A 21,088-nucleotide genomic window follows, 5' to 3' on the forward strand; every position below is an offset into this window, starting at 1 on the left:
GGCCCCCGCTCACCGACGGCCCGGTCAGATCCTGACGAAGGGCTGCATCAGGCGCGGGACGAGGCCGGTGAAGGCCAGCGGGGCGTCGGTGGCGATGATGCAGATGCAATCCTCGCCCGTGTCGGCCACCGGCTGGTGGGTGACGTCGGGATCCAGATCGGCGATGTCGCCGGCCTTGAAGCGGCCGATCTCGTCGAGATAGGAGCCGCTGACGATCAGCGTCATCTCGTGGCCGTTGTGGCTGTGCTGCGGCACGGCGCGGCCGGGCGCGATCCGGAGCAGCTTCACGCCCAGATCGGCGCCGTCCTCGCCGGGCAGCTTCGCCTGACGGATGCCGGGGCCGACGGTGCGCCAGCGGATCTCGGACAGGTCGGCCGGCAGCATTGCGCCCAGCGGCGCGGCGACGCCATGGCGGCCCTGCGCCGGCGGAGCCTCGGGTTCGGGCGCCGCATCGCCGATGCGGGCGAGAACCGAATCCAGCAGACGGTCGCTCAACGCCATCGGCGCGGCCGTGTCGACCAGTTCGCCGCCGATCTTCTCGCCGACCTCGGCCTGACGGCGGCAGCGCGGGCACATGGCAAGGTGCGAGGCCACGATCATCGAAAGGCCCTCGCCCAGGCCGCCGGCGGCATAGGCCAGCAGCGTGGTGTCGCTCGGATGATGCCGTATCGTCATCACATTTCGTCTCCAACCGCTGTCCGCACCCGCCGGAAGGCCAGCCGCAGACGGGATTTCACCGTTCCGAGCGGCAGGTCCAGCTTCTCCGCGATCGCCGAGTGCGGCAGGCCCTCGAAGAAGGAGAGCCTGATCACTTCATGTTGTTCGGGCGGCAGCTCCTTCATCGCCGACTGCACCCGCTCGCGGTCTTCCAGCCGCGTCACGCTCTCTTCCCCGTCCGGCGGCGGGTCCGGGTGGAACATCGGATCGTGGGGATCCGGCTCCGGCCGCTGACGCCGCCTGATCAGGTCGATGCGCTTGTTCCGGGCGATGGTGAAGATCCAGGTGCTCGCGCCGGCCTTTGACGGATCGTAGAGCCGGGCCTTGGTCCACAGCGTGACCATGGTCTCCTGCACCACTTCCTCGGCGAGGTCGTCGCTTGCGCCGGACTTCATCATGAAGCCCTTGATGCGGGGGCCGAAGTGACCGAACAGATCGGCAAAGGCTTCCCGGTCCTGTCGTTCCGCGACATGGCGGATCAACAGGCTATAGTCGGGCTCCGGCGAGGCATCGCCGGCCGGGATCGCTTCTCGTTCGACAGTCACTGACGCCAACATGCGCAGACTTACGTCCTGAGGCAATTCCCGGATCACAAGATTGTTCCGTAAATCGCGTTCTGTGATCCGCCTTTGAAATGACCCCGTAAGCGCCGCATGAACAACCGACCTCCATTTCTCCGCAAGCGCCTCGCCGTCATCGGCAGCGGCATTTCCGGTCTCTCGGCCGCCTGGCTTCTGGCCCGCGACCACGATGTCACCATCTATGACCGCGCGGAGTACGCCGGCGGACACACCAACACCGTCGATGCGGAGACGCCGGACGGCATCGTGCCGGTCGACACCGGCTTCATCGTCTACAACGAGCGCAACTACCCGAACCTCTGCGCGCTGTTCCGGCATCTGGAGGTCCGCACCGCCGCCTCGGACATGAGCTTCTCGGTCTCGGCCAATGGCGGGCGGTTCGAATATGCGGGCTCGCGCCCGTCGATGCTGTTCGCCCAGAAGCGCAACATCGCCAACCCGCATTTCCTGATCATGCTGCGCGATCTGCTGCGCTTCTACGCGCTGGGCCGCCGCGCGCTGGCCGAAGGTCTGGGCGACGAAACGCTGGGCGACTTCCTGAAGCGGCACCGGATCGGGCAGCGTCTGATCGACTATCACGTGCTGCCGCTCAGCGCGGCGATCTGGTCGTCTCCCACCGCGTCGATCCTGAACTTCCCGGCCGAGCCCTTCTTCCGCTTCATGGCCAATCACGGCCTTCTGGGACTGGGCGACCGGCCCCTCTGGCGCACGGTCGTCAATGGCGGGCGCAGCTATGTCGAGGCGCTGCTGGAGGACTACGAGGGCGCGCTGCGGCTGAACACCGGCGTCGAGGCCGTCACCCGCACGCCCGACGGCGTCCGCATCGAGGACCGGCAGGGCGGGGTCGAGTATTTCGATCAGGTGGTCATGGCCAGCCATGCCGACGAGAGCCTGCGCATGATCAAGGATCCGGACGAGGCCGAGCGCCGTGTCCTGGGCGCCTTCCGCTACCAGCGCAATCTGGCGGTGCTGCATACCGACCGCCGGCTGATGCCGTCGCGCCGCCGCGCCTGGGCGGCCTGGAACTACATGATCGCGGAGAACCGCGCCGAACGCGCGCCGCTGGTGACCTACTGGATGAACCGGCTGCAGCCGCTGAAGACGGCGACCAACCTGTTCGTCACCCTGAACCCGCCGGCCGATGACATGCCCGATGGCGTGCTCAGAAGCTTCCCCTATGATCATCCCATGTTCGACATGCAGACCGACGCGATGCAGCGCATGATCTGGGATCTGCAGGGCCGGCGCGGCCTGTGGTTCTGCGGCAGCTATCTGGGCCACGGCTTCCACGAGGACGGCATCCAGTCCGGTCTCGCCGTCGCCGAGGCGCTGGGCGGCGGCAGGCGGCCCTGGGCCGTCGAGGCGGAATCCGGGCGGCTGCAGCTGCCCGAGGACTGGCCGCCGGTGACTGTGCGGCGGGCCGGCCGGGCCGCATGACCCGAGCCTGGGGCGCCATCTACGAGGGGCGCGTCGTTCATGTCCGGCACCGTCCGAAGCGTCACCGGCTGGATTACCGCGTCTTCAGCCTGCTGCTGGACATCGACCGGCTGGCGGAGACCGCCGCAGGCCTCAGGCTGTTCGGCAACGAACGCCCGGCGCTGCTGAGCTTCCGGGCGAAGGATCACGGCGACGGCGTCACGCCGCTGCGGCCCTGGGCCGAGGCGCAACTCGCCGCTGCCGGCCTGCCGAAGCCCCACCGGATCGAGCTGCTCTGCTATCCGCGTCTGCTGGGCTTCGTCTTCAACCCGCTCAGCGTCTGGTTCTGCCGCGACGGGGATGACCGCCTGACCGCGACCATCTACGAGGTCCACAACACCTTCGGCGACCGCCACGCCTATGTGCTGCCCGCGGATGCCGGGAACGGGCTTGTGCGGCACCAGACCGAGAAGCAGTTCTTCGTCTCGCCCTTCCTGGAGGTCGAGGGCCGCTACCGTTTCCGCATCCGCCCGCCGGCGGAAAATGTGGCCGTCGTGATCCGCCATGACACCGGCCGCGGACCCTTGCTGGATGCCGCTTTTTCAGGCAATCGCCGCCCGTTGACCGACAGGGCCCTCGCCGCTGCGGTCTTGCGCCACCCGCTGATGACCCACAAGATCATTGCGGGGATCCACTGGGAGGCGTTGAAACTGTGGCTGAAGGGCGTGCCCTTTCTGGGGCGCAAGGGACCGGAAACGCCGGAACGCGGCGTCAGGGCAACTGACGGATGAACGATTCCGCTACTGACATCGGCCGCGTCGAGGCGCGGCTCTGGCTGGCGATCCTGAAGCCGGTGCTGGGCGAGCTGCGCCACGGCGCGCTGACGCTGACGCTGCCCGACGGGCGCACGCTCTCGGGCGGCAGTGGCACGCCTTCGGCCCGCATCGACATCCGCGACTGGAAGGCGCTGCGGCGGCTGGCGCTGGGCGGCGAGCTCGGTCTGGCGAAGGCCTATCTCGCCGGCGAATGGGAAACGCCGGACCTGCTGGCGGTCTTCCAGGTGGCGCAGGCGAACCGCGCCGACATCATCGCCGCCATCCGCGGCACCTGGGCCTCGCGGCTGCTGAACATGGCCGCGCACCGGCGGCGGTCGAACACCCGCAGCGGCAGCCGCCGCAACATCGCCGCCCATTACGATCTGGGCAACGGCTTCTACGCCGCGTGGCTGGACCCCACCATGACCTATTCGGCCGCCGATTATGACAGCGGGGCCAACGATCTGGAGACCGCCCAGCTCGCCAAGTACCGGGAAATCTGCCGCCAGGCGAACATCCGGCCCGGCGACCGGGTGCTGGAGATCGGCTGCGGCTGGGGCGGCTTCGCCGAGGTCGCGGCGACCGAGTTCGGCGCCACCGTCGAGGGCGTGACGCTGTCGACCGAGCAGCTCGCCTGGGCGCGGGAGCGGGCGGAGCGCGGCGGCTACGCCGACCGGGCCAGCTTCCACCTGACCGACTACCGCGACACCGCCGGCCACTACGACAAGATCGTTTCCATCGAGATGTTCGAGGCGGTCGGCGAGGAGCACTGGCCGGCCTGGTTTCACACCGTCTTCGAGCGGCTGAAGCCCGGCGGCAACGCGCTGGTGCAGGCGATCACCATCGACGACAGCATGTTCGAGAGCTACCGCCGCCGCGCCGACTTCATCCAGCGCTATATCTTTCCCGGCGGCATGCTGCCCAGCCCGGGCAAGTTCCGCGACCAGGCCCGCGACGCCGGCCTGAGCGTCGACGGCGAGCGCTTCTTCGGCCCGTCCTACGCTCGGACGCTGCTGGACTGGCACCAGCGCTTCAACGGCGCCTGGGAGAGGATCCAGGCCATGCCGGGCTTCGATCTCCGCTTCCGCCGCATGTGGAACTATTATCTGCTCTATTGCACCGCCGGATTTCAGTCCGGCTCGATCGACGTGGCGCATTTCCGGCTGACCAGACCCGGCTGATCCGCGCCGCGGGAGGGGAACGCGGATGACGGCATCACGGAAGGCTCGGCCATGGACTGGCTGACCGAGAACAAGCTGCCTGTCGGCAAGTGGGTCAGCAGCTTCGTCGACTGGATCACCGACAATCTGGGCTGGTTCTTCGACGGCATCGCCATCGGGCTGGAGACCATGATCGACGGCCTGCTGTGGCTGCTGCAGGCGCCGCATCCCTTCGTCACCATCGCCATCGTGGCAGGCCTCGCCTGGGTGCTGAAGCGGTCCGTCTGGTTCACCGGCTTCGTCGCTGCGGCGCTGCTGCTGATCGTCAACCAGGGCTACTGGGAGGAGACCACCGAGACGCTGGCGCTGGTGCTGTCCTCGGCCGTGGTCTGCATGGCGGTGGGCGTGCCGCTGGGCGTCGCCGCGGCCCACCGGCCATGGCTCTACAAGGCCATGCGGCCGGTCCTCGACCTGATGCAGACGATCCCGACCTTCGTCTATCTGATCCCGGCGCTGATCCTGTTCGGCCTCGGCATGGTTCCTGGCCTGATCGCGACCGTGATCTTCGCCCTGCCCGCGCCGATCCGGCTCACCCATCTGGGCGTCAGCTCGACGCCGAAGCCGCTGATCGAGGCCGGCGAGGCCTTCGGCGCCACGGGCTCGCAGCTGCTCTGGAAGGTCGAGCTGCCCTATGCCCTGCCCTCGATCCTGGCGGGTCTGACCCAGACCATCATGCTGTCGCTGTCCATGGTCGTGATCGCGGCGCTGGTTGGCGCCGACGGGCTGGGCGTGCCGACGCTCCGTGCGCTCAATCAGGTCAACATCGCCCGCGGTTTCGAGGTCGGCCTCGCCATCGTGCTGATCGCCATCATCCTCGACCGGCTCTGCCGCCGCGACGACGCCGGACCCGGGCGATGAGCGGGCCCGCCGTCCGCTTCCGCGACGTCGACATCGTCTTCGGCGAACGGCCGGACCGGGCGCTGCCGCTGATCGACGGCGGCAGCTCGCGCGCCGAGATCCAGGCCGAGACCGGCAATGTCGTCGGCGTCATGGGCGCCAGCCTGGACGTGAACGAGGGCGAGATCGTCGTGCTGATGGGCCTGTCCGGCTCCGGCAAGTCGACCCTGCTGCGCGCGGTCAACGGGCTGAACCGCGTCACCCGCGGCGCGGTGCAGGTGCATGACGGCGCGCGGGAGATCGACGTTGCGACCTGCGGCGCCGCCGAACTCCGCCGCCTGCGCACCGGGCGCATCGCCATGGTGTTCCAGCAGTTCGCGCTGCTGCCCTGGCGCACGGTCGCGGAGAATGTCGGCTTCGGGCTGGAGCTGGCCGGCGTGCCCGCCGCCGAACGGCGCGAGCGGGTGCAGCGGCAGCTCGAGCTGGTGCATCTGGAAGACCGCGCCGAGGCGAAGGTGCACGAGCTGTCGGGCGGCATGCAGCAGCGCGTCGGCCTTGCCCGCGCCTTCGCCACCGACGCGCCCGTGCTGCTGATGGACGAGCCCTTTTCGGCGCTGGACCCGCTTATCCGCTCACGGCTTCAGGATGAGTTGCTGGCCCTGCAGTCCCGGCTGAAAAAGACCATCATCTTCGTCAGTCACGACCTCGACGAGGCGATCAAGATCGGCAACCGCATCGCCATCATGGAGGGCGGTGTGATCGTCCAGACCGGCGCGCCGGAGGACATCGTGCTCAACCCGGCCAACGGCTACGTCGCCGACTTCGTCGCCCACATGAACCCGCTGCAGGTGCTCCGCGCGGCCACGATCATGCGGCCTGTCGAAGGATCGGGTGCGCGGACGCTGGAGCTGGAGGACGGCTGGACCGTGACGCTGGACGCGGCCGGCGCGGTCGAGGGCGCGGCCCGCAACGGCGCGCCGGCGGACCTGATCGCGCTCGACAGTGGCGGCGAGGTGCGGCCCGACTGCATGACCCTGGCCGGCCCGGAGATCGTCATCCAGACCGCCATCGAGCTTTGCGAAGCCTCGGAAGCGCCGCTGCTGATCGTCGACGACGGCCGCCTCGCCGGCATCGTCGGCCACCGGGAGATCTACAAGGGGCTATTGAGGAAGCGTTGAGCCTCCTTTGCCGCCCTCGGGCCTGACCCGAGGGCCTCAGCCATCCACCGCCGCGGCGGTTGAACCGTGAGGTCCCCGGGTCAGGCCCGGGGACGACAGGTGTGGGGCAGCCTTGGCGCAGGACTGTTTGTCCGCCGGATCCCCGAGTCTCGCTGACGCTCGATCGGGGATGACACCCTGAGAGGTCACCCCCACTGGCGCCAAGCGTCACGCGGGGGTCCGGCGTGACGTTCCGCAAGGTGATTGGCTTGCCGCAACCTTGATCGGACATCCTGAAGTCAGCAGTAGAGGGCCGGTCCCGCAAGTGGTCAGCGGTCGTCCCTTCAAGCCCTCCCCCTCCGAGGGGGAGGGTTGGGTGGGGGTGGGAGCAGCTCAGGCGTCTGTCATTATTCCATCATCGCAGCCGACCCCCACCCGTCGCTGCGCGCCGGCCTCCCCCTGCCAGGGGGAGGCTCCTGTTGACCAGTAGAACACTCTGCCGACCTCGGGCCTGACCCGAGGGCCTCAGCCATCCACCGCCGCGGCGGTTGAACCGAGAGGTCCCCGGGTCAGGCCCGGGGACGACAGGTGTGGGGGCGTAGCGGGTCCGGTCAGTGCACGCTGACGGGCATCAGTTCGTGCTGGCGGACGGTGATGAAGGCCAGTTCGCGCGACGGTGCCACGCCGAGGTGCTGGCCGTTGGCGGCGAAGATGCCGTAGGCGGTCTGGCCGCCTTCCAGCTCGACGGGGCGCACATAGGCCATGGCCTGCTGGCCGACGGCGGCGACCATTTCGGGGGTCATCTGCTTGATGTCGCGGGCGGTGTCACTCATCGGTCGCCTCCTTGGCCTTGCGGCCGTCGATCATGGGCTTCGCTTCTTCCTGCTTCGAGCGGATCGGAATGGTCTTCACCAGGGTCTCCGACGTCGGCCGGTTCAGGTCGATATGCAGCAGGCCGTTGTCCAGCCGGGCGTCGTCGACCTCAATCCCTTCGGCGAGGACGAAGGCGCGCTGGAACTGGCGCGTTGCGATGCCACGATGCAGGAAAATCCTTTCGGAATCCTCTTCGCCGCGGCGGCCGCGGATCACCAGCTGGTTCTCCTCCACCGTGACCGAGAGATCCCGGTCCTCGAACCCGGCGACCGCGAGGGTGATCCTCAACGACTGATCGCCGGTCTGTTCGATGTTGTAGGGCGGGTAGCCGTCATTGGCCGATTTGGCCACGCGGTCGAGCACGCGCTCCACGTGATCGAAGCCCAGCAGCAGCGGGCTGTTGAAAAGCGACATACGGGTCATGGACCGTCCACTCCTTCGGATAAGCGAGCTAGACTGGGCCGGCCTGTCGAGCCGGCCCGGACACGGACCCTGCCTGAGGCATCCGCATGCCTATATTTATGGCGTTTGCGAACCTGTTCAAGCCGCTGGCGCGCGCCGCCCCGCCCGTGCTATCGCCCGCTCATCAGGTTCTGACAGGACGATCCGATGACCACCATCGCCGCACGGCCGCTGGGGCAGGGAGGCCTCAACGGCGCCATCGACGCGCCCGGCGACAAGTCGATCTCCCACCGCTCGCTGATGTTCGGCGCGCTGGCGGTCGGCCGCACCGAGGTGAGCGGCCTGCTGGAGGGAGAGGACGTGCGCGCCACGGCGGGCGCGATGCGGGCGCTGGGCGCCACCATCGAGCGCCGGGCGGAAGGCCGCTGGTCGATCGACGGTGTCGGCGTGGGCGGGCTGGCCGAGCCGTCCGGCGTTCTCGACATGGGCAATTCCGGCACCGGCGCGCGCCTGCTGATGGGTCTGGTGGCGGGCCACGATATCACCGCGACCTTCACCGGCGACGCCTCGCTCTCGAAGCGGCCGATGCAGCGCGTGATCGAACCGCTGAGCCGCATGGGCGCGGTGTTCCAGTCGCGCGAGGGCGGCCGCCTGCCGCTGACCGTGACCGGACCGGAAACCGCCATGCCCATCGACTATGTCAGCCCGGTCGCCTCGGCCCAGGTGAAGTCGGCGGTGCTGCTGGCCGGCCTGAACGCCCCCGGCGTCACCACCGTGCGCGAGCCCAAGCCCAGCCGCGACCACACCGAGAACATGCTGCGCCAGTTCGGGGCCGAGGTCGAAAGCCGGGAGGAGGACGGGCTGTTCGTGGCCAAGGTCACCGGCCAGCCCGAGCTCCGGCCGCAGACCATCGAGGTGCCGGGCGACCCGTCGTCGGCCGCCTTCGCCACGGTCGCCGCGCTGATCCTGCCGGGCAGCGACGTCACCATCCGCAATGTCGGGCTGAACCCGCTCCGCGCCGGGCTGTTCGAGGTGCTGCGCGCCATGGGCGGCTCGATCGAGGTGCTGGGCGAGCGGGTGCAGGGCGGTGAGCCGGTCGGCGATCTGCGCGTGCGCGGCTCCGACCTGAAGGGCGTCGCCGCGCCGCCGGCGAACGCGGCCTCGATGATCGACGAGTATCCCATCCTCTGCGTCGCCGCGGCGCTGGCCGAGGGCCGGACCGAGATGCGCGGCATCGAGGAGCTGCGCGTGAAGGAAAGCGACCGCATCGCTGTCATGGTTCAGGGGCTCCGCGCCGCTGGCGTCGAGGTGGAGGAGCATGAGGACGGCATGACCGTGCATGGCGGCGCGGGCAAGTGTCCGGCCGGCGGCTGCAGCATCGACGCCAGCCACGATCACCGTATCGCCATGAGCTTTCTGGTGCTGGGCCTGGCGGCAGAGGCGGCCATCGAGGTCACCGGCGCCGAGACCATCGCCACCAGCTATCCGGCCTTCACCGGCCATTTCCGCGGCCTGGGCGCCGATATCGCAGAGATCTGAGGGAGGAACGCCAGCGCCATGACCGACGCCGACACGAGGGAACTGCTGGTCCGGATCGCCGATGCGCTGGAGCGGATCGCGCCGCCGCCGCTGGGCGAACTGGATATCGAGGCGGCTTCGGCCTTCGTCTGGAGCGCCGAGAGCGCCAGCCTGATTCCGGTGCCGCAGGTCAACCACGTCGAGATGGGCCTGCTGCAGGGCATCGACCATGTGCGCGCCATCCTGACCGACAACACGCGCCGCTTCGCCAGCGGCCACCCGGCCAACAACGCCCTGCTCTGGGGCGCGCGCGGCATGGGCAAGAGCTCGCTGGTCAAGGCGGCGCACGCCACGGTCAATGCCGAGACCGAGGGGCGGCTGGTGCTGATCGAGATCCACCGCGAGGACATCCACACCCTGCCACGCCTGCTCGGCCTGCTGAAGCGCCACGCCGACGCCCGCTTCATCCTGTTCTGCGACGACCTCTCCTTCGATCATGACGACACCGCCTACAAGTCGCTCAAGGCGGTGCTGGAGGGCGGCATCGAGGGCCGGCCGGCCAATGTCATCTTCTACGCCACCTCGAACCGGCGTCACCTGATGCCCCGCGACATGGTGGAGAACGAGCGCTCGACCGCGATCAACCCCTCCGAGGCCGTCGAGGAGAAGGTCTCGCTGTCGGACCGCTTCGGGCTCTGGCTCGGCTTCCATTCCTGCAGCCAGCAGGACTATCTCGCCATGGTCCGCGGCTATTGCGAGCGCTACGGGCTGACGATCTCCGAGGACGACATGAAGGCCGAATCGCTCGAATGGGCGACCACCCGCGGCTCCCGCTCCGGGCGCGTGGCCTGGCAGTACATCCAGGACCTCGCCGGCCGCCAGGGCAAGCCGCTGGACTGAGGTCCTGACATTGCTCATCCGTCATGCCGGGCTTGACCCGGCATCCGGTCGACCCATCAACTGGCGGCGAAGCCGCTCCGGACCCCGGCTCATGGCCGGGGTGACGTCTGTGCGGAGCGGATGCCATAGAGTGTTCTGCAAACGATGAAATGAACAAGGCCGACCGATGACCGATGCGCTGGAACTCGCCCGCGACCTGATCCGCTGCCCCTCGGTGACGCCCGAGGAGGGCGGCGCGCTGACCTGCCTGGAGGGCGCGCTGAAGCCGCTGGGCTTCACCTGTCACCGGCTGACCTTCTCCGACGATGACACGCCGGACGTGGAGAACCTCTACGCCCGCTACGGCACGGAAGGCCCCGTCTTCTGCTTCGCCGGCCACACCGACGTGGTCCCGGTGGGCGACGCCGATGCGTGGGCGTTCGATCCCTTCGGGGCCGAGATCCATGACGGCTATCTCTACGGACGCGGCGCGGTGGACATGAAGACCGCCATCGCCTGCATGGCCGAGGCCAGCGCGCGCGTGATCGCCGACGGCATCGACGGCTCCATCGCCTTCCTGATCACCGGCGACGAGGAAGGCCCGGCGATCAACGGCACCGTGAAGGTGCTGGACTGGATGGCTGAGAACGGCGAGCGCATCGACGCCTGCCTTGTCGGCGAGCCGACCAACCCGATGGTGCTGGGCGAGATGGCCAAGATCGGCCGCCGCGGCTCCTTCTCCGGCCATCTGGTCGTCACCGGCCAGCAGGGCCATGTCGCCTACCCGCATCTGGCCGACAACCCGCTGCCGCGGCTGGTGAAGATGCTCGACAACATCGCCGGGCTGCAGCTGGACGGGGGCACCGACCATTTCCAGCCGTCGAACCTGGAAATCACCACCATCGATGTCGGCAACGCGGCCTCCAACGTCATCCCGGCCCGCGGCGAGGCCCGTTTCAACGTCCGCTACAATACCGAGCAGGACGCGGCCGGCCTGGAGGCGAAGATCCGCGCGGCCTGCGACTCGGTCGGCGGGTACTACACGCTGACCGTGCGCAATTCGGGCGATCCGTTCCTGACCGCGCCGGGGGATCTGACCGCCATGCTGGAAGCCGCCATCGGCTCGGAACTGAAGGTCGATCCCGATCTCTCGACCACGGGCGGCACTTCGGACGCGCGCTTCATCAAGAATGCCTGCCCCGTGGTCGAGTTCGGCCTGATCAGCCAGACCATGCACAAGGTCGACGAGTGCTGCGCCGTCGAGAACATCCCGAAACTGACTGCGATCTACGAACGGGTGCTGAGAAGCTTCTTTTCCGGAACCTGACCGGGCGGCGCTGGCGAAGCCGGACGACGGCACCTATCTGTTGGCGCGTCCGTCCCCTGCATCTTCCCGGAGCGATCATGAACCCCATCAGCCAGACCGGTGAAGACACGAACTGGCTGACGCGCACGCGCGGGCGGGTTCGCACTCTGGTCGAGAACCCGACCTTCGAACGCGCGATCCTGGTGATCATCTGCCTGAACGCGGTCACGCTGGGGCTGGAGACCTCGCCCTCGGCGATGGCGGCTGCGGGACCGCTGATCCTGTTCCTGGACGGGGCGGCGCTGACGGTCTTCGTCGTCGAGATCGCCCTGAAGCTGTTCGCCTATGGCCGCGGCTTCTTCCGCAATGGCTGGAACCTTTTCGATCTGGCGGTCGTGGGCATTGCGCTGGTCCCGTCCGAGGGCGGCCTGTCGGTGCTGCGGGCGCTGCGCATCCTGCGCGCCCTGCGGCTGGTCTCGGGCATCCCCAGCATGCGCAAGGTGGTGCAGGGGCTGTTCAAGGCGATTCCGGGCATGGGCTCGATCATCGCCCTGCTGGTGCTCGTCTTCTACATCTGTGCGGTCATCGCGACGAAGCTGTTCAAGAACGACTTCCCGGAATGGTTCGGCGATCTCGGCGCGTCCGCCTACAGCCTGTTCCAGATCATGACGCTGGAAAGCTGGTCCATGGGCATCGTCCGCCCGGTGATGGAGCAGTATCCCTACGCCTGGATCTTCTTCGTCACCTTCATCCTGTTGACCAGCTTCACCGTTCTGAACCTGTTCATCGCCGTCATCGTCAACGCCATGCAGTCCCAGCACGAGGCCGAACTGCGCGAGGCGGAGAGCACCGCCCATGACGAGCGGGTCCGGATGCTGGAGGAGCTGGTGGCGCTGCGTCAGGACGTGGCGCGTCTGGCCGAGCGTCTGCCGGCGCCTGGCGGCGGCGAAGGTGAATCTGCAAAGCCGGGCTGAGCGCCGTCAGGTCCCCATCAGCGCGAACAGCGCCGAGACCGTGACCACCGAGAACCCAGTGCCGATCAGGATCGCGCTGGCCGACCGCTGGGTGTAGGTGCCGTAGTAGCGGGCCAGCAGGAAGGCGTTCACGCCGCAGGGCATGGCCGCGTTGATGGTCGCCACCGTGACCCAGAGCGGGTCGTTGTCGAAGACATGGGCGGTGAAGACCCAGACGAGGAAGGGCAGCCCGGCGAGCTTCAACGCCACCAGCGTCAGGCTTTCCTTGATGTCGCCGGCGATGGAGAAGCGGGTCAGCGACGCGCCGAGCGCGCAGAGCGCGGCCGGGGTCGCGGCGCTGGAGAGCATGTCGACGAGCCTGTCGAGCACCACCGGCAGGGTCCATCCGGTCATGCCGAAGACCAGCCCCGCCAGCATGCCCAGAATCACCGGGTGCACGGCCAGACTTTTCACAGAATTGAAGAGGATCAGGACCGGGCTGCGGCGCTGGCTGGCGTCGCCGCGCATCGATTCGGTGATGATGGTCGCCAGTGGAATCAGGATCATCGGGTGGAAGGTGACGATCATCAGCAGCGGCAGCATCCCGTCGTCGCCGAACGCTGTGTAGATCAGCGGGATGCCCATCAGCACCGTGTTGGAGAAGCTGGCGGTCATGCCCGCCAGCCCCAGTTCGACACTGGGGTTCCGGAAGACGAAGCGGCTGACCCCCATGGTCAGCCCGAAATGCAGCAGCGTCGCCGCGAAATAGCCGAGCACGATGGACCATTCGATCCCGCCCTCGGGCAGGCCGCGGCCGAAGAGACGGAACAGCAGGGCGGGAATGGCGGCGTAGAAGACGAAGCTCGTCAGCGCCTGGATGCCGGCCTCACCGGCCAGCAGCGGCGACTTGCCCAGCGCGTAGCCGATGGCGATCAGCGCAAAGACCGGAAAGACGACCTCGAAGACCGCGCCCATTCAGAAACCGCCCGTTTGGGGATGGATGGGTCGGCATGCAGCGCAGCATGTGGCGGCAACGCCTTCCTTCCCCCTTGAGGGGGGAAGGTCAGGATGGGGGTGGTTCGGCGAAGCCGAAATTGCGGCCTGGCAGCAGCCGGAAGCCTTTGGCTGCGCCCCCCATCGACCGCTTCGCGGCCACTTCCCCCTCAAGGGGGGAAGCAAGGGTGCTGCGAATGCTGCGATGGCGGCTCGCATATCGTGTCCGGACCCCTCTTATTTTCCGTCTTCGGGCTTGACCCGAGGACCTCCGGCACAGGCCTCGCCAGGGCCCTCGGGTCAAGCCCGAGGGCGAAAGAATGTCAGTCCTTGCGCAGGAATCTGGACAGGTAGGCCCGCGGCTCCGGCCCGGAATGGCTCTCCTCGAAGGCGTCGATGGCGGCGCGGATGGCGGCGTCGATGGGCAGGTTCTCCCACGACCGCAGCAGCCGCTTCTGGATGCGCACGGCCTGCGGGCCCGAGGACAGGATGGAGCCGAGCCAGGCGTCGACCTGCTCGTCGATCCCGCCCTTCGGCGTGACCTTCTGCACCAGGCCGCACGTCAGCGCCTCCTGCGCGTCGATCATGTCGCCGGTCAGCAGGATCTCGGCGGCCTTGCCCCAGCCCATGATCTTCGGCAGCAGCACCGCCTCGATGACGCTGGGCATGCCGACGCGGACCTCGGGCATGCCGAGTTTCGTGTCTTCCGTGCAGACGCGCATGTCGCAGGCCGCCACCAGCTCCAGCCCGGCGCCCAGGCAGTAGCCGTCGATCCGCGCGATCACCGGCACCGGCAGCATGCGCACCTGATTGATGGCGCGGTGCAGGTTGGTGATGAAGTCCCGTGCGGTCTGGGCGTCCATCTCGGCCATCTCGTTGATGTCCGCGCCACCGACGAAGGCCTTGCCGCCCGCTGCCGCCAGCACGACGGCGCGCAGGTCCTTGTCCTTCGACAGCGCATAGGCCGCCTTGCGCAGTTCCCGGTTCATCTCGCTGGACATGGCGTTCAGCTTGTCCGGCCGGTTCAGCGTGATGCGCGCGATCTCGCCGCCCGGCCGCACTTCGTGCTCAACCAGAATGGTCTTGTAGTCGGTCATGGCCGTTCTTCCCCTCATGCCGCACGCCATGGCGGCCCCGGACATGATCCGTGGCGCCGTGACGCGCGTTGTTCCAGGACCCCCGGGTCAGGCCCGGGGGCTGCAGATAGATGTCAGCCCGTGATGTCGGGCCAGAAATTGTCGGCACCGCGGCTGACCGTGCGTTCGCCCAGCTTCTTCCACCAGAACCGCTGACCGCCGAACTCCGACCGCCACGACCAGAGCCGCCGTGTCGCGAAGTGCAGGCTGTGTTCGTAGGTGAAGCCGATGGCGCCGTGGGTCTGGTGGCCGACCGAGGCGGCGATACCGGCGGCCTCCGAGGCGCGGGCCTTGGCGGCGGCGATCAGGTATTCGGCGGGCTGGCCCTCGTCCAGCGCCGCGAATGGCGCCTCGGCGATGACGGCGGAGGCCGCGGCCTCGCCGGCGCAGCGCGCCAGCTCCTGCTGGATCGCCTGGAACTTGCCGATGGGGCGGCCGAACTGGGTGCGTTCGTTGGCGTACTGCACCGCCTGCTGCAGCACCTTCTCCAGCGCGCCGGCAAGCTGCGCCGCCCGCACCATGGCGCCGTAAAGCATGATGCCGTCGGCGGGCACGTCGTTCGGCAGCGGCTTCATGTCGACCGCTGCGCCCGACAGGGTGACGTCGTTGCGGGGCTCCTTGGCGACGTTCTCGCCGGACGCGATCTCCGCCTGCGACAGGTCCAGCAGGCCGATCTTCGGCCCGGCCCCGTTTTCGGCGATGACGACCGCGTTCGCCGCCTTCGACGCCCAGGGCACGCGCGCCGCGGTGCCCGACAGCTTGCCGCCGTCCAGCGTCAGCGAACCGCGCCCGTCGATCACCGTGACCGCGCCGTCGGGCACGTCGAGGCCGGATTTCTCGGCCAGCCAGGTCGCCAGGATGGTCTCGCCCAGCGGCAGCGGGGCGCAGTGATAGCCCTGCGCGAACAGCAGCACATGGGCGTCGCGCCACTCGCCGCCGACGCCGCCCTTCTCCTCGGAGACCAGCGGCCGGGTCAGGCCCTGGGCCTCGACCTCGTCCCAGAGGCCGTCCGCGCCGCCCGAGGTGTCGAACTCGGTCAGCAGTTCCTTGGTCACGCGGTCGCCGAAGAGGCCGTTGACGCTGTCGGTCAGGATGTTCCGCAGTTCGCTCATCGGAGGCCGAGCCCCCGTGCGATGATGCCGCGCAGGATCTCGCGCGTGCCGCCGCGCAGGCTGAAGGACGGGGCTTCCTGCATCAGGAAGGCCAGGACCTCCTGGAAGTCGGTACCGTCCATCAGGGTCGGCTCGTCCTCGAACAGGCGCTGGGCGATCTCGGGCAGGGACTGCTCGAAGACGCCGCCGACATCCTTCACCACGCTGGCCTCCAGCGCCGGGTTCTCGCCGCGCTGCAGCTTGCCGGCGACGGCCAGCGACATGCGCCGCAGCGTCATGACATGCGCGGTCATGCGGCCGAGTTCCTCGTTCAGCGAAGGGTCGTCGCGGTCCTTGGCCAGCCGGATCATCTCGATGATCAGCTGGATGCAGGAGAGATAGCGCTCCGGTCCGCTGCGCTCGAAGGCGAGCTCGGACGTCACCTGCTTCCAGCCATTGCCGACCTTGCCGACGACGCGGGTGTCGGGGACGAAGACCTCGTCGAAGACGCATTCGTTGAAGTGGTGCTGGCCGGCCAGGTTGATGATCGGCCGGATGGTCAGCCCGTCCGACTTCATGTCGATCAGGAACTGGGTCAGACCCTCATGCTTCTTCTCGGGATTGGCCTCGTTGCGGAACAGGCCGATCATGTAGTCGGCCTCGTGCGCGCCAGAGGTCCAGACCTTGGTGCCCGACAGCTTCCAGCCGCCATCGACCTTTTCGGCCTTCGAACGGGTTGCGGCAAGGTCGGAGCCGCTGTCCGGCTCCGACATGCCGATGCAGAAGCTCATTTCGCCCGCGGCGATCTTCGGCAGGAAGAATTCGCGCTGCTCATCGGTGCCGACGGAGATGATCATCGGCCCGGACTGGCGGTCGGCGATCCAGTGCGCGGCGACCGGCGCGCCGGCGGCCAGCAGTTCCTCGCTCAGAACGTAGCGCTCCAGGAAGGTGCGCTCCTGCCCGCCAAACTGCTTCGGCCAGGTCATGCCGATCCAGCCCTTCCGGCCCAGCTTGCGCGAGAATTCGGCGTCACGGCCCATCCAGTTGAAGGCGCGGTCCACCGGCCGCATGTCCGCCATCGCCTCGTCGAGGAAGTCGCGCACTTCCTGGCGCAGCTGCTCCGCCTCGGGCGGCAGGGTCAGCGGCTCGAAATTGAAGAATCCCATCCGGTCGGTCCTTTCGTCTCCCCGGCCGCCAAACTACCAGCGGGCGGGCCGGAATCAATCACCCCCCGCTGCGGGTCTGCCTTGCCAGCGCGCGGGGATGCCCATAGCGTCGCGAGGCATACGACCGCGGGGGAGGGACGGATGAGCAAGAGCAATCGGCGCACGGGCGGGCAGCTGCTGGTCGACGCGCTGGCGCATCACGGCGCGGACCTGGCCTTCTGCGTGCCGGGCGAGAGCTATCTGGCGGCGCTGGACGCGCTGCACGACACGCCGCAGATCCGGCTGATCACCTGCCGTCAGGAAGGCGGTGTGACCATGATGGCCGACGCCTACGCCAAGCTGACCGGCAAGCCCGGCATCGCCTTCGTCACCCGCGGTCCCGGCGCCACCAACGCCACGCCGGGCCTGCACATCGCCCATCAGGACAGCTCGCCCATCATCCTGTTCATCGGCCAGGTCGCCCGCGACCAGTCGGAGCGGGAGGCATTCCAGGAGCTCGACTACCGCCGCTTCCTCAGCCAGCTGACCAAGTGGACCGGCGAGCTGGAGGATGCCGGCCGCGCGACGGAGTTCGTCAGCCACGCCTTCCACACCGCCGCGGGCGGGCGGCCCGGCCCGGTAGCGATCTCGCTGCCCGAGGACATGCTGCGCGACCGCGCCGAGGGTGCGCTGGGCACGCCCTATCACGCGCCGGAATACGGTCCGGTGGTCGAGGATCTGACGCGCTTCGAGATCATGGTCGCCGGCGCCGAGCGCCCGGTGATCATCGTCGGCGGCGGGCGCTGGTCGGAGGAGACGGGCAAGAAGATCTCGAAGTTCGCCGAGGCCAACGACATCCCGCTGATGACCTCCTTCCGCTGCCAGGATTTCGTCGACAATACCGGCCCGGCCTATGCCGGCGTCGCGGGCATCGCGCCGGACCCGAAGCTGGTGGAGCGCATCAAGACCGCCGATCTGGTGATCGTGGTGGGCGCGCGCATGGGCGAGATGACCAGCGGCCGCTATTCCTACCTCGCCATCCCGCGCCCGCAGCAGCGGCTGATCCACGTCCATTCGGACCCGGAGGAGATCGGCCGCGTCTATCAGGCGGATCTGGGGCTGGTGGCGACTCCGGCGGGCTTCGCCGGCGCGGTCGAGAACATCGTCGTGCGCAAGAACAAGGGCGTGGCGAAGGCCGCCCACAAGCGCTACCTCGAATTCACCGAGCCGACAAAGATGGACGGGCCGGTACAGCTGGCCGAGATCGTCCACCACATCACCGAGAAGCTGCCGCCCGACACCATCGTCACCAATGGCGGCGGCAACGCCACGCTCTGGGTCCACCGCTTCATGCGCCACAAGCGCTACCGCACGCAGCTCGCGCCGACTTCGGGCTCGATGGGCTATGGCGTGCCCTCGGCGGTCGCGGCCAAGCTGGTGCATCCGGAACGGCACGTGATCAGCTTCTCCGGCGATGGCTGTTTCATGATGAACGGCCAGGAATTCGCCACCGCGGCGCAGTACGACCTGCCCATCGTCTTCATTGTCGTGAACAACGCGATGTACGGCACCATCCGCATGCATCAGGAACGCGACTACACCGGCCGCAAGATCGCCACCGACCTGAAGAACCCGAACTTCGCGAAACTGGCCGAGGCCTATGACTGCTACGGCGCGGTGATCAAGAAGACGAAGGACTTCTATCCGGCGCTGGAGAAGGCGCTGGACCAGCCGGGGCCGAGCATCCTGGAGATCCGCATCGACCCGGAAGTCCTGACCCCCACCGCCACCATCGCCAGCCTCGCCGAGGCGGCGAAGAAGAAGAAGGGCTGAGGCAACTCACTGCCGTCCCCGGGTCGGGCCCGGGGGCGTCAGCAGGTGGAAGCCCTTCCGCATTTCCGGACCCCCGCGTGTCGCTGCGCGCCAGCAGGGGTGACCGTCTCGGCCTGTCATCCCCGATCGAGCGTCAGCGAGACTCGGGGATCCGGTCCGGCGCAGGCGGCCTTGAAAAGGGATGAAACCTGTCCTCGTGACTCTGCCGTCCCCGGGCTTGACCCGCGGACCTCACGGTCCAGCCGTCGCGGCGGTGGCGGGCACAGGCCCCCGGGCCTGACCCGGGGGCGTCAGAGTGTCCGTCCTCAGTTCGCGGTCATGCCGCCGTCGACGACCACTTCCGAGCCGGTCATGAAGTCGGACATGTCCGAGGCCAGGAACAGGATGGCGTTGGCGATGTCGGTGGGCTGGCCCAGCCGGCCGATGGGGTGGCGGGCGTGCATCTGGGCGATGCGGGCCTCCCGCTGGTCCTCGGGCACACCCATGATCAGGTCGTTCATCATCGGGGTCTCGATGATGCCTGGATGGACCGAGTTCACCCGCACCTTCCTGCCGGAACCGGCCAGTTCCAGCGCCGTCGCCTTGGTCATCAGCCGCACCGCGCCCTTCGACGCGCAATAGGCCGCCTGACGCGGCGCGCCGATCAGGCCGGCGACCGACGACAGGTTGATGATCGAACCGCCGCCCGATTCGTGCATCACGTCGGCGCAGGCCTGGATGCCCAGGAAGACACCCAGCACGTTGATGTCCATGACGCGCCGGAAATCGGCTGTGGAAATCTGGTCGATGGTCTTCACCAGCTCGATGCCGGCATTGTTGACCATGATGCGCAGATTGCCGAAGGCGTCGGTGGTGGCCTTCACCGCGGCGGCCCACTGCGCCTCGTCGACCACGTCATGGGCGACCGAGATGGCCTGCCCGCCGGCTTCCTGGATCGCGGTCGCGGTTTCCTGCGCGCTGGCGGCGTTGACGTCAGTGCAGGCCACGGAAGCGCCGGCCTCCGCCAGTACATGCGCCGTCCGGCGGCCGATGCCGCTGCCCGCGCCGGTGACCATCGCCGCGCGGCCCGAAAGATCGATTTCCTGGCTCATCGCCATCCTCCCCTCGTTTCTCGTTGCCCGCCAATCTGCCGTTCCGCCGCGCCGTGCGAAAGCGGTTTCGGGGCATGGCGGTCAGTCGGCGCCGGGGAAGCGGCGTTTCTCGCGCCAGATGAAGTAGAGGTTGCGGGAATAGATGAAGATGCCGGTGGACTGGCCCAGCATGATCACCGGGTCCTCCCGCAGCACCCCGTAGATGAACATCAGGATCCCGCCGGAGATGGAGAAGTACCAGAACATCTCCGGGACCACCGACCGGCGCGCCTTCTCGGAGACGATCCACTGTACCAGGAAGCGCATGAAGAACATCGACTGCGCGACCAGGCCGAAGATCACCAGCCAGGCTTCGATCCCGGTCATCCGGTTCCACCAGTCGACGATGGCCTCGATCATCGGGAGATCTCCGTCGCGGCAGGGTTCCGGGTCCGCTTGCGCAGCCAGACGAAGCCCAGCAGGTCGAACACGCCGTCCAGGGCGCGCTTCCAGTTGGTGTACTTGGACGTGCCGCTGTCGCGGGCGCGGTCGCCGATCTCGACCATCGCCGTGGTCCGCCCGTAGAGGCCGAAGGTGGCCGGCATGAATCGGTGCATGGTCGCGAAGAAGGGCAGCGCCAGATAGTTCTCCCGCCAGAACGCTTTCAGGCCGCAGCCCGAATCGGGGCAGTCGTCCTTCAGCGCCCATTGCCGGACCGCGTTTGCGAAGCGGCTGGCGAAGCGGCGGCTGCCGGTGGCCTTGCGCCCGGTGCGCCAGCCATTGACCAGGGCGGGTTCGCCCTGCGCATCGCCGGCCAGTTCGGCCAGCAGCTTCGGGATGTCGGCGGGCGGGTTCTGGCCGTCGCCGTCCATGGTCACGATCACCGGGGAGGCCGCTGCCCGCACGCCGGAGCGGACCGCCGCGCTCTGGCCGGAACGGATGTCGTGGCGCAGCACCCGCAGTTCCGGCACCTCGGCCATGAGGGCGCGCAGCTCCTCGGGCGTCGCGTCGTCGGAGCCGTCGTCGATCACGATGATCTCCCGCGGGGGGCGATCGGTCAGGGTGTCGTGGATCTCGCGCACCAGGCGGCCGATATTGCCGGCCTCGTTCATGGCGGGGATCACGACGGCGTAGTCATGCATGGCG

Annotated in this window: 21 protein-coding genes; 10 read left to right on the top strand and 11 right to left on the bottom strand. The window is 68.3% G+C overall.

What is annotated here, in order from left to right:
- Positions 1-24: 24 nt before the first annotated feature.
- The gene (locus tag ACMVY4_RS04225) at positions 25-675 is read right to left on the bottom strand and encodes a ChrR family anti-sigma-E factor (protein ID WP_416898944.1); all 651 of its coding nucleotides are present in this window, start codon (positions 673-675) and stop codon (positions 25-27) included.
- Positions 675-1,262 carry a sigma-70 family RNA polymerase sigma factor gene (locus ACMVY4_RS04230; RefSeq protein ID WP_416898945.1) on the bottom strand — a complete coding sequence of 196 codons (588 nt, stop codon included), beginning with the start codon at positions 1,260-1,262 and terminating at the stop codon, positions 675-677. Before ACMVY4_RS04230 ends, ACMVY4_RS04225 begins: the two co-directional genes overlap by 1 nt.
- Before the next feature lie 108 nt (positions 1,263-1,370).
- Between ACMVY4_RS04230 and ACMVY4_RS04235 the strand changes: the two genes are divergently transcribed.
- Genes ACMVY4_RS04235 through choV form a run of 5 tightly spaced genes read left to right on the top strand, consistent with a single transcriptional unit; the run spans position 1,371 to position 6,764 of the window.
- Positions 1,371-2,735 carry an NAD(P)/FAD-dependent oxidoreductase gene (locus ACMVY4_RS04235; protein WP_416898946.1) on the top strand — a complete coding sequence of 455 codons (1,365 nt, stop codon included), beginning with the start codon at positions 1,371-1,373 and terminating at the stop codon, positions 2,733-2,735.
- Positions 2,732-3,505, top strand: coding sequence for a DUF1365 domain-containing protein (locus ACMVY4_RS04240; protein ID WP_416898947.1), 774 nt, complete (start codon positions 2,732-2,734; stop codon positions 3,503-3,505). Before ACMVY4_RS04235 ends, ACMVY4_RS04240 begins: the two co-directional genes overlap by 4 nt.
- A complete protein-coding gene (locus ACMVY4_RS04245; RefSeq protein WP_416898948.1) occupies positions 3,502-4,710 on the top strand; it encodes a class I SAM-dependent methyltransferase in 1,209 nt (402 codons plus the stop codon). Before ACMVY4_RS04240 ends, ACMVY4_RS04245 begins: the two co-directional genes overlap by 4 nt.
- A gap of 51 nt (positions 4,711-4,761) precedes the next feature.
- Positions 4,762-5,607 (top strand): choline ABC transporter permease subunit, encoded by an 846-nt coding sequence (choW, locus tag ACMVY4_RS04250; protein WP_416898949.1) that lies wholly within the window; start codon positions 4,762-4,764, stop codon positions 5,605-5,607.
- The gene (gene choV / locus ACMVY4_RS04255) at positions 5,604-6,764 is read left to right on the top strand and encodes a choline ABC transporter ATP-binding protein (RefSeq protein ID WP_416898950.1); all 1,161 of its coding nucleotides are present in this window, start codon (positions 5,604-5,606) and stop codon (positions 6,762-6,764) included. Before choW ends, choV begins: the two co-directional genes overlap by 4 nt.
- A 590-nt stretch (positions 6,765-7,354) precedes the next feature.
- On the opposite strand, the gene ACMVY4_RS04260 is transcribed toward choV, so the two are convergent.
- Entirely contained in the window at positions 7,355-7,576 is a 222-nt protein-coding gene (locus ACMVY4_RS04260; RefSeq protein WP_416898951.1) for a DUF1150 family protein, read from the bottom strand.
- Entirely contained in the window at positions 7,569-8,039 is a 471-nt protein-coding gene (locus tag ACMVY4_RS04265) for an Hsp20 family protein (protein WP_416898952.1), read from the bottom strand. Before ACMVY4_RS04265 ends, ACMVY4_RS04260 begins: the two co-directional genes overlap by 8 nt.
- Positions 8,040-8,225: 186 nt before the next feature.
- Here ACMVY4_RS04265 and aroA point away from each other — a divergent pair, with 186 nt between their 5' ends.
- From aroA to ACMVY4_RS04285, 4 genes are all read left to right on the top strand, one after another.
- Positions 8,226-9,557: a 3-phosphoshikimate 1-carboxyvinyltransferase gene (gene aroA / locus ACMVY4_RS04270; RefSeq protein WP_416898953.1), complete on the top strand. Its 1,332-nt coding sequence runs from the start codon at positions 8,226-8,228 to the stop codon at positions 9,555-9,557.
- A gap of 18 nt (positions 9,558-9,575) precedes the next feature.
- Complete coding sequence (locus ACMVY4_RS04275; RefSeq protein ID WP_416898954.1) at positions 9,576-10,436, top strand: ATP-binding protein; 861 nt, start codon at positions 9,576-9,578, stop codon at positions 10,434-10,436.
- Positions 10,437-10,602: 166 nt separating this feature from the next.
- A complete protein-coding gene (dapE, locus tag ACMVY4_RS04280) occupies positions 10,603-11,742 on the top strand; it encodes a succinyl-diaminopimelate desuccinylase (RefSeq protein WP_416898955.1) in 1,140 nt (379 codons plus the stop codon).
- Positions 11,743-11,819: 77 nt separating this feature from the next.
- Positions 11,820-12,695: an ion transporter gene (locus ACMVY4_RS04285; protein ID WP_416898956.1), complete on the top strand. Its 876-nt coding sequence runs from the start codon at positions 11,820-11,822 to the stop codon at positions 12,693-12,695.
- A 6-nt stretch (positions 12,696-12,701) separates the two neighbouring features.
- Here the strand turns inward: ACMVY4_RS04285 and ACMVY4_RS04290 are convergent, their stop codons facing one another.
- The 4 genes from ACMVY4_RS04290 to ACMVY4_RS04305 form a co-directional block, all read right to left on the bottom strand.
- Positions 12,702-13,649: an AEC family transporter gene (locus ACMVY4_RS04290; RefSeq protein ID WP_416898957.1), complete on the bottom strand. Its 948-nt coding sequence runs from the start codon at positions 13,647-13,649 to the stop codon at positions 12,702-12,704.
- A 341-nt stretch (positions 13,650-13,990) separates the two neighbouring features.
- A complete protein-coding gene (locus tag ACMVY4_RS04295; RefSeq protein ID WP_416898958.1) occupies positions 13,991-14,764 on the bottom strand; it encodes an enoyl-CoA hydratase in 774 nt (257 codons plus the stop codon).
- Positions 14,765-14,877: 113 nt separating this feature from the next.
- Entirely contained in the window at positions 14,878-15,915 is a 1,038-nt protein-coding gene (locus ACMVY4_RS04300) for an acyl-CoA dehydrogenase family protein (RefSeq protein WP_416898959.1), read from the bottom strand.
- Positions 15,912-17,060 (bottom strand): acyl-CoA dehydrogenase family protein, encoded by a 1,149-nt coding sequence (locus ACMVY4_RS04305; RefSeq protein ID WP_416898960.1) that lies wholly within the window; start codon positions 17,058-17,060, stop codon positions 15,912-15,914. The genes ACMVY4_RS04300 and ACMVY4_RS04305 overlap by 4 nt, the downstream gene beginning before the upstream one ends.
- 141 nt (positions 17,061-17,201) lie before the next feature.
- Between ACMVY4_RS04305 and ACMVY4_RS04310 the strand changes: the two genes are divergently transcribed.
- Entirely contained in the window at positions 17,202-18,872 is a 1,671-nt protein-coding gene (locus ACMVY4_RS04310) for a thiamine pyrophosphate-binding protein (RefSeq protein ID WP_416898961.1), read from the top strand.
- A gap of 305 nt (positions 18,873-19,177) precedes the next feature.
- On the opposite strand, the gene ACMVY4_RS04315 is transcribed toward ACMVY4_RS04310, so the two are convergent.
- The 3 genes from ACMVY4_RS04315 to ACMVY4_RS04325 form a co-directional block, all read right to left on the bottom strand.
- Positions 19,178-19,963: an SDR family NAD(P)-dependent oxidoreductase gene (locus ACMVY4_RS04315; RefSeq protein WP_416898962.1), complete on the bottom strand. Its 786-nt coding sequence runs from the start codon at positions 19,961-19,963 to the stop codon at positions 19,178-19,180.
- 81 nt (positions 19,964-20,044) lie between these two features.
- Entirely contained in the window at positions 20,045-20,362 is a 318-nt protein-coding gene (locus ACMVY4_RS04320; RefSeq protein ID WP_416898963.1) for a lipid-A-disaccharide synthase N-terminal domain-containing protein, read from the bottom strand.
- Positions 20,359-21,084, bottom strand: a complete 726-nt coding sequence (locus tag ACMVY4_RS04325) for a glycosyltransferase family 2 protein (protein ID WP_416898964.1) — start codon at positions 21,082-21,084, stop codon at positions 20,359-20,361. The genes ACMVY4_RS04320 and ACMVY4_RS04325 overlap by 4 nt, the downstream gene beginning before the upstream one ends.
- Between the last annotated feature and the right edge of the window lie 4 nt (positions 21,085-21,088).

This window comes from Minwuia sp., from assembly GCF_048007105.1.
Taxonomy (GTDB): Bacteria; Pseudomonadota; Alphaproteobacteria; order Minwuiales; family Minwuiaceae; genus Minwuia.